The organism is Actinophytocola sp. (assembly GCF_045807065.1).
Classification (GTDB): domain Bacteria; phylum Actinomycetota; class Actinomycetes; order Mycobacteriales; family Pseudonocardiaceae; genus Actinophytocola.
In genome coordinates this window covers 1-7,785 of sequence record NZ_JBJMIE010000234.1, presented here as the reverse complement: position 1 = coordinate 7,785, position 7,785 = coordinate 1, and the positions used below count along the sequence as shown (strand labels likewise).

The following is a 7,785-nucleotide window of genomic DNA, read 5'->3' as shown; positions in this document are numbered from 1 at the left end:
GCTTGCTGGCCGAGTTCACCAGCACGTCGATCCCGCCCCACGACTCGACGACCGCCGCCACGGCCGCGTCGATGGACGGCTGGTCGGTGACGTCCAGCGCGAGGCCGAGTGCCGTCGCGTCGCCCGCACGCAGCTTCTCCGCCAGCTCGCTCGCCTTCTCCAGCGACCGGCCGGCCACCGCCACCCGCGCGCCCTCCGCGGCGAACTGCTCGCAGATGACCGCACCCAGCCCGCCGTAACCGCCGACGACGAGAACCCTCATGACACCCCCTCGCCAGCTCCGCGGTTCCGGAACGCTCCGCAAGCTCCGCTCATGACGCTCTCCTCAGCTCGTCACTCGACAGCCCGAACAGCGCCGCCGCGTTGCCGCCCAACACCTTCGCCCTGTCTACTTCGGACAGACCGAGCGCGTCGACCATCGCCAGCGCCGCGTCGAGCGGGGTGGCGAGCGGTGGCGAGTCCGTGCCGAACAGGAGGCGGTCCGGGCCGAACACCTCCAGCGCCGCCCGCAGCGCCGGCAGCGACGGCGTGGCCGTGTCCACGTAGATCTGCCGCAGCTGCGTGCTGATCGGTGGTCCGTCCACGGTGCCGCCGGGACTGTCCCTGCGCTGCGCCATGTCCAGCTTCTCGCGCAGCAGGGCCAGCGCCCCACCCGCGTTCGGCGCGACCAGCTTCAGCCCCGGGAACCGCTCGAGTCGTCCCCCGAGCAGGATCGCCGCGACGCCCATCGTGATGTCGCACGGGCGCACCACGTGCTCGATCGCGCCGACCGCCTTCATCGCGTCCGCCGCGACCGGCACCGCCGGCGGGTGCAGCAGCACCGGTGCGCCGGTTTCCTCCGCCATGGCGAAGAAGTCGTCCGTGCGCGCGTCGTCCAGGAACTCCCCGCGCACCGACGAGTTCACGATCAGCCCGGTGAACTCCTTCTCCCGCAACCACTCCGCGGCCCTCGTGACGTCGTCCGCGGAGAACGGGTTGGCGTAGACGTACCCGGTGAGCGCGCCGGCCTTCGCCCGCACGGTCTCGCCGACCCACTCGTGGAAGCGGGCCAGGTCGTCCGGGGCCTGGGCGTAGTTGTCGATGCCGGGAACCGGCAGCATCGTGCCGTAGCCGACGGGACTGCCGACGACGGTGGTGGTGATGCCGAGCGCGGCCTTGCGTGCCACCATGCCGTCGACGTCGCCGAGGACCGGCGGCATGGGGAACTTCTTCAACAGCTCGGGCGGCGTGACATGCCCGTGCACGTCGATGGTCATGGTGTCAGTCCCGCGGCGGGCCGAGGACCTGGCCGCCGTACTTCGCCGTGGACGCCATGACCGCGCCGAAGTCGGGGAACGTGCTCGGGTCGAAGGCGGGGATCTCCAGGCGCTCGGCCGGGGTGCCGGTCTCGACGAACCAACCCTCGTAGCCGGCGGGCGTGCCGAGCACGAGCGTTTTCACGGTGTCGGACTCGGCCTTGTAGGAATGTGGAACATTGCGCGGCAGGAACACCGAGGAGCCGGGCGTGGCGTGGAAGAGCTGCCCGCCCACCTCGATGCTCATCTCGCCCTCGAGAATGTGGAACAACTCGTCCTCGTTGCCGTGCACGTGGACCGGCGAACCGTAACCGCGGTTGCACGAGAGCTCCGCCAGCCAGTACTGGCCGTCGGTCTCCGCGCCCGTCGCCTTGAAAACCACCAGTGATCCGAAATGCCAAATGGCCTGACCCTCGGCCGGCCCACACAGGAACGGCTTCGTTTCCGACATGAAGACTCCTAGGCGAGAAAGGGAATTCACCTATATTTGTACCCAGGTCGGCTCAAGACCGAATGCAACAAGGGTCGAGGTGGGAACCGGAGTTTCCGCGCACGACGTCTTGGCGACGGGACCAACCGGGGCGCGGCTGGTCCCGCCGCCTGTCACAGCGGGATGCGAGTCGGTCTAGAGGTGCAGGGTCTCCCGCAGCGTCCGCAGCTGCGCGATGTCGTGGCCGCACGGCGAGAGCACCAGCTCGTCACAGCCCGCGGCGTCGAACTTCTCGATGGTCTCCCGGACGGCGGCGGCGCCGGCCGGCGTGGTGGCCCGCACCATCCGCGCGTACGGCGGCGCGAACGCGTAGTACTTGAGCAGGTACTCGTCCGCCAGCTCCGCCGCGTCGGAACCGAGCGAGAAGTACGACAGCGCCACCACCCGCGGCGTGCCGGACCGTCCGTGGTCACGCCACGCCGCCCGGAACTTCTCGGCACCGGCGTGGAACATGTCGGCCCCGCCGCCACCGGCGATCCAACCGTCCCCGATCCTGGCCGCACGGTCGATGGCCGCCGCCGAGTGGCCGCCCAGCAGCACCGGCGGCCCTGCCGAGGGCCCGATGGCCCCGGCGAAACCACGCCTGGCACCGCCCCAGATCTGCCGCGCCTCCTCGATCTGCCGTGCCAGCCGGCCGCCCCGGCCGGCCATCGCCACGCCGCTCGCGTTGAAGTCGTCCGGGCGGGAGCCGGCCGCGACGCCCACGGTCAGGCGGCCGCCGGAGAGCTTGTTGATCGTCGCGACCTGCTTGGCGAACAACGCGACGTTTTTGTGGAGCGGTCCCAGTAGCACCGCCGACAGCAGTTTTGCCCTTTTGGTCACCGCGGCGGCAGCGGCCAGTGTGGTCAGACTGTCATAGCTGTCATACACGAGCCGTTCCAAAGTGGCCACACCCGAGAATCCGGATTGGTCTACGGCCTGTGCCCACTCGAGCACAGCGGACTGCGGCGTGTTCGGCACGGTGGTGGGTAGTCCGATGCTGATCAGCATGTCTGTCCTCTTCAGGCCGGGGTGGCTTCGATGATGGCGAACGCGGTGCCCGTCGGAACGATGCGCTGGAGTTCGTAGCTGGCCTGCGCGAACACGTCGGCGTACTCGTCCTCGGTGCGCAGGAAGCCCGCCATCGTCGCATACATCATTATGTCGAAATGCCGCAGGAATTTCGACGCCTCGTGGCTCTGGACCAGCTCCGCCGCCGCGAACCGGGCCGTCGGCGACGCGTCACGGCAGCGCTTCAGCAGCGAGACGAGCTGCGCGTCGCTCCAGGAGTGCGTGATCTGCTTCGTCGTGTACACGTCGATGCCCGTCGGCACGTCGGCGAAGAAGTCGCCGGGGAAGAAGTCGAGCCGGCCGGACGTGATCAGCGGCGCCAGGTCGGCGCGCGTCCTCGCCTGCTCGACGACGGACGGTTGGTCCACCACTACGCCGCGTTCCACCGCGGGGTACCGGGTGAGGATCTCCGTCAGGAACGCGCCCGTGCCGCCGCCCAGGTCCGCGACCACGCCGGCCTCGCCGAACTTCGTGTAGGAGGCGACGATGCGCGGTCCCCACGTCGCGGAGAACTCCCGCATCGCGTCGTTGAACTGCCGCGCCGCGCCGGGGTTCTGGCCCAGCCACGCCCACAGGTTCGTGCCGTACGCCTGCTCGAAGCCCGGGCCGCCCGTGCGCACCGAGTGGCCCAGCTCGCCGTAGCTCGCCCACAGCCAGTCCGCCGCGCCCAATCCGGACATCACGTACTGTGAGTCGGGAACTCCCTCGCGCAGCAGTGTCGACTTCGGTGTGTTCGCGAACACTCCCGGTGACACCTCGGCGAACACGCCCTCGACCGCGAGCACGCGAAGCGCCTGGGACAACGGCCTCGGCGCCGTCCCCGTCCTCCCGGCCAGCTCCCCGATCGTCAGTGGTCCGTCCGTGAGCAGGTCCGCGAGGCGAAGCTCCGCGGCGACCCGCACGCACATGGCGGCTGAGGGGAACATCAGCTCCTGCAACGCGGTGATGTCCGCGACCGTCGGCTGCTCGTCCACGTTCCTGCTCTCCTTTGTTCGATCTACAGCCCGAAGGCGAGTAGCACGTAACCCTTGTCGCTGGGGCTCGGGTAGAACGGGTAGTAGCCGGACTGCACGTACACCATCCCGTCGGCCACCACCGCACCGCCGTTACCCGAGATGGCGCTGCCCCGGCCGGGGCCGTTGACCGCGTCGAAGTCGCGCACGGTGTCGTACTCCCACAGCACCCGCCCGGTACGGGACGAGTAGACGCGGAACTTGCCGTCCATGCTGCCGAGGTAGACGAGGCCGGGACTCGTCGTCACGGCCGGGGTGTGCGCCAGCTGGCACATCTGCGGGTACTCGGCCGCGCCGCCCCACGCGCATCCGTTGGCGGGGTTGGGGGTCTGCCACACGATGTCCCCTGTGGCCGGATCCAATGCGAACAGCGTGCCCGGCTTCGCCATGTACGTCGCCACGTAGAGCTTGTCGCCGTCGTAGCTGGCGCCCCACTGGATGCCGCCGTCACCGCCGTTCGCGATCGGCAGGCCGAGTTCGCGCTGCCACACGATCTCGCCGGTCCGCGCGTCGAACACGTGGTACACACCGGTCTTCTGGCCGATGCCGACGAGCTCGCGGCCGTGCACGGTGAACAGGTTGGGCACCGCGCCGAGGTCGAAGTCCAGCGCGGTGCTCTCCGCGATGGACGGGCAGTAGCCGGTCGCGGACGGGTTGCGGCACAACAGCCGCCAGGTGTCCACGTCGGTCATCCGCCGCTTCCACACCACCGCGCCGGTGCGCGCGTCCAGCGCCAGCATCGAGTCGAAGTCGCCGCCGTTGCCGGTGTAGTTCTGGCCGGTGCCCACGTAGAGCACGCCGGTCCGGGTGTCGATGGACGGCGTGCCCCACACGGCGCCGCCGGACGGCGCGTACCGGGTGGCCCCGCTCGGCCACGTGCCGTCCGCCCGCGGCTCGGGCACCGTGTAATAACGCCAGGACACCTGACCGGTCGCCGCGTCGACGGCCACCACCTGACCGCGGAGCGTGCAGCACGCGTAGCTCTGGTCGGTGCCGCTCTCGTAGCCGGACACGCCGAGGTAGAGCCGACCGCGGTAGTACACGGGTGAGCTGGTCAGGTTGGCCAGCGGGTGGTCGGCCACCCGCGTCGCCCACACCAGCGCGCCGGTGCGCCGGTCCAGGGCATAGAGGTACCCGGACTGGCCGCCGAAGTAGACCCGGTCGCCGACGACCGCCGGTCCGTCCCAGATGGCCGAGCCGTGCACGCCCCCGGCCGCGACCGCCGCCGTGTCGAACGTCCACAGTGGAGCACCGGTCTTCGCGTCGAGCGCGTGGAACGTGCCGTCGGTCGAGCCGACGTAGAGCGTGCCGCCGACGACGGCCGGCTGGCTCTTGCCCATGGTGTCCGGCACCCTGGGCAGCTGGAACGCCCACCTGAGCCTCAGCCGGCTCGCCGTGCGCGGGTTGATCCGCCACTCGGACGCCGCGTAGCGGGAGCCGTCGAGTCCCTTGTTCCAGCTGTCCCAGTCACCTGACGACGTCGAGGTATCGGCGCTCGCCGCCGTGACGGCGGTGGCCGCCATGACGAGTACGGCCAGGATCGGTCTCAACGAGCGCACGGGATACCTCCACGGTTACAACATGACCTTGCCGCCGGCGACGTCCAGCGTCACGCCGGTGATCCACGAGGCGGCGTCACTCAGCAGGAAAGCGGCCGCCTCGGCGCTGTCCTCCGGCTGCCCGAGCCGGCCGAGCGGGAAGGACTTCGCCATCCGCTCGATCATCTCCGCGCCGGCGTTCGCCCGGATGCTGTCGTTCATGGTCGTGCCCGGGGCCAGCGCGTTGACCCGCACACCGAACTCCGCGGCCTGGCTCGCCGCCTCCCTGGTGAGCATCAGCAGGCCGGCCTTGGCCGCCGCGTACTGCACGGCCGGGTGGAACGGCTGCCGTCCAGCGGTCGACGACACGGTGACGACCGCGCCGCGGCCCCGCTCCTGCATGCCGGGCAGGAACTCCCGCAGCGTCAGGAAGACCGAGGTCAGGTTGCCCTCAATGCCCTTCCGCCAGGACTCCGGGGTCACCTCCTGGATGGGCCGTGGCCGGCCCCCGATGCCGGCCACGGCGGCGAGCAGGTCGACCGGGCCGAACACCCGCTCCGTCTCCGCGCGCAGGTGGGCGACCGCGTCGGCGTCGGTCATGTCGGCGGCGACCGGATGTGCCGTGCCACCCGACTCCGTGATGCTCGCGGCCATCCGGTCCACCACCTCCTTCTCCCGCCCGTTGACGACAACGGACGCCCCGTGCGCGGCGAGCAGCCGGCACAGTGCCGCGCCGATCCCGCGGGAGCCGCCCGTCACCACCGCCACCCGTCCGTCGATGCCCGGATAGCGCGCCATTTCCTCGCTCATGGTGAATGTCCCTTTGTCAGAAAGTGTCCTGGCGATATTTCCCACCGTCGTGGGGCCGGTGTCCCAACCGGGTGGGAATGCGCTCCAGATGGTAGAAGCCCGCAGGGTCGCTGCGGGCTTCCACTTTCCGACCTCAGGAGACCGCCGGCGAACGCCGCCCGCGGACGATGCGGATCGTCGCCGCCGAAGTTGAACAGGCCGAGGAACGCGGCCGCGCTGAGCAGCCCCCTCGTCGCGCCGGGATGGGGCCTGTCGGACAGGACATCCCCTCTGGACGCGGCGAGCAGGGCCATGGCGGTCCTCCAGATGCGTCGTCGCCGCTCAGAGCAGGGCGATGCTGTAGCCGCCGCACGCGACGACCTGCTGCACGTTCACCAGGCCCTTCACCTCCACCGGCGCCTCACGGTTGTCCGTGGTGCCGTCGCCGAGCTGTCCGGCGTCGTTCAGACCCCAACCCACCGCGGTGCCGTCCTCGAGGATGGCCAGGCTGTGCCCGCCCGGACCCCACTCGTTGCGCCCGCCACCGCCGGCGAGCGCCGTGACACCGCTGATACCGGTCTTCACCGGCGCGTTCGCGTTCTCGGTGCCGCCGATGCCCAGCTGGCCCATGTCGTTGTTGCCCCACGACCAGACGGTGCCGGTCGAGTCGAGCAGCAGCGTGTGGAAGTAGCCGCAGGTGAACGCCGTGACCTCGACGTCGTCCAGGCCGACCACGCGGACCGGCTCGAACCGGGTCTCGTTGGTGCCGTCGCCGATCTGGCCGCGGTCGTTGCGGCCCCACGCCCACACCTCACCACTCTCGGTCTTGGCCAGCGTGTGCGAGCCGCCGCCGGCGATGGCGACCACATTGGACAGTCCGTGCACCTGGACCGGCTCCAGCCGGGTGGTGCTGGTGCCGTCGCCGCACGCGCCGACGATGTTGTGGCCCCAGGCCCAGACCGAGCCGTCGCCGCGGATCGCGACACCGTGGCCGCCGCCCCAGCCGAGCGTGACCACGTCGGTCAGGTCCTTGACGTTCACCGGCGTCGGGCGGTTGTCCGAGGTGCCGTCACCGCAGTCACCGCGGCCGTTGTGGCCCCACGCCCAGACGGTGTTGTCGTCGGCCAGCGCGACCGTGTGGCCGCCGCCGCCGATGAGCTGCTTGATGTTCTCCAGGTTCTCGATCGGCCGCGGCACGCTGCGGTTCTCGTACGTGCCGTCACCGGCCTGGCCGTGGTCGTTGCGACCCCAGCCCCACACGGTGCGGTCGGTCAGCAGCGCGGCGCCGTGCCCGCCGCCGCCGACGACGGTCTCGACGTCCGACAGCTGCTCGATCTGGGCGGGGATGAGACGGGGGTCGGTGGTCCCGTCACACTGCTGGGACCAGACGTTGTCACCCCAGATCCACACCGTGCCGAGACCGCCGTGAGTTTCCGGCATTGGGACACTCCCTTTCGTTACTTCGGATTCCTGTCAGGCGACTCGGTTCTCGACCACGAGCGGCACCAACTCGAGCAAGCCCCGCACGACGTGCTTCGCGCCCGCGGCACGCAGCCCGTCGCCGTCATCGACATCCCCGGTGGACAGGGCGACCACGACGTCCGCCACGG

At 70.4% G+C, this 7,785-nt stretch carries 8 protein-coding genes; all 8 read right to left on the bottom strand.

The genetic code is table 11. The annotated features are described in order from the left end of the window. Positions 1 to 262 (bottom strand): SDR family NAD(P)-dependent oxidoreductase (locus ACJ73U_RS13925; protein ID WP_407778020.1); only part of this gene is annotated, 262 nt, incomplete at its 3' end. Between the two features lie 49 nt (positions 263 to 311). Then, positions 312 to 1,256 (bottom strand): amidohydrolase family protein, encoded by a 945-nt coding sequence (locus ACJ73U_RS13920; protein ID WP_407778019.1) that lies wholly within the window; start codon positions 1,254 to 1,256, stop codon positions 312 to 314. 4 nt (positions 1,257 to 1,260) lie between these two features. Further along, on the bottom strand, positions 1,261 to 1,677 hold the full coding sequence (locus ACJ73U_RS13915; RefSeq protein WP_407778018.1) for a cupin domain-containing protein: 417 nt from the start codon (positions 1,675 to 1,677) through the stop codon (positions 1,261 to 1,263). Positions 1,678 to 1,920: 243 nt separating this feature from the next. After that, complete coding sequence (locus tag ACJ73U_RS13910) at positions 1,921 to 2,775, bottom strand: LLM class flavin-dependent oxidoreductase (protein ID WP_407778017.1); 855 nt, start codon at positions 2,773 to 2,775, stop codon at positions 1,921 to 1,923. An 11-nt stretch (positions 2,776 to 2,786) separates the two neighbouring features. After that, positions 2,787 to 3,809, bottom strand: coding sequence for a methyltransferase (locus ACJ73U_RS13905; RefSeq protein ID WP_407778016.1), 1,023 nt, complete (start codon positions 3,807 to 3,809; stop codon positions 2,787 to 2,789). Positions 3,810 to 3,832: 23 nt separating this feature from the next. Then, a complete protein-coding gene (locus ACJ73U_RS13900) occupies positions 3,833 to 5,407 on the bottom strand; it encodes a PQQ-binding-like beta-propeller repeat protein (protein WP_407778015.1) in 1,575 nt (524 codons plus the stop codon). A 15-nt stretch (positions 5,408 to 5,422) separates the two neighbouring features. Further along, positions 5,423 to 6,196, bottom strand: coding sequence for an SDR family NAD(P)-dependent oxidoreductase (locus ACJ73U_RS13895; protein ID WP_407778014.1), 774 nt, complete (start codon positions 6,194 to 6,196; stop codon positions 5,423 to 5,425). Positions 6,197 to 6,517: 321 nt separating this feature from the next. Then, positions 6,518 to 7,615 (bottom strand): RCC1 domain-containing protein, encoded by a 1,098-nt coding sequence (locus ACJ73U_RS13890; RefSeq protein ID WP_407778013.1) that lies wholly within the window; start codon positions 7,613 to 7,615, stop codon positions 6,518 to 6,520. Positions 7,616 to 7,785 lie beyond the last annotated feature (170 nt).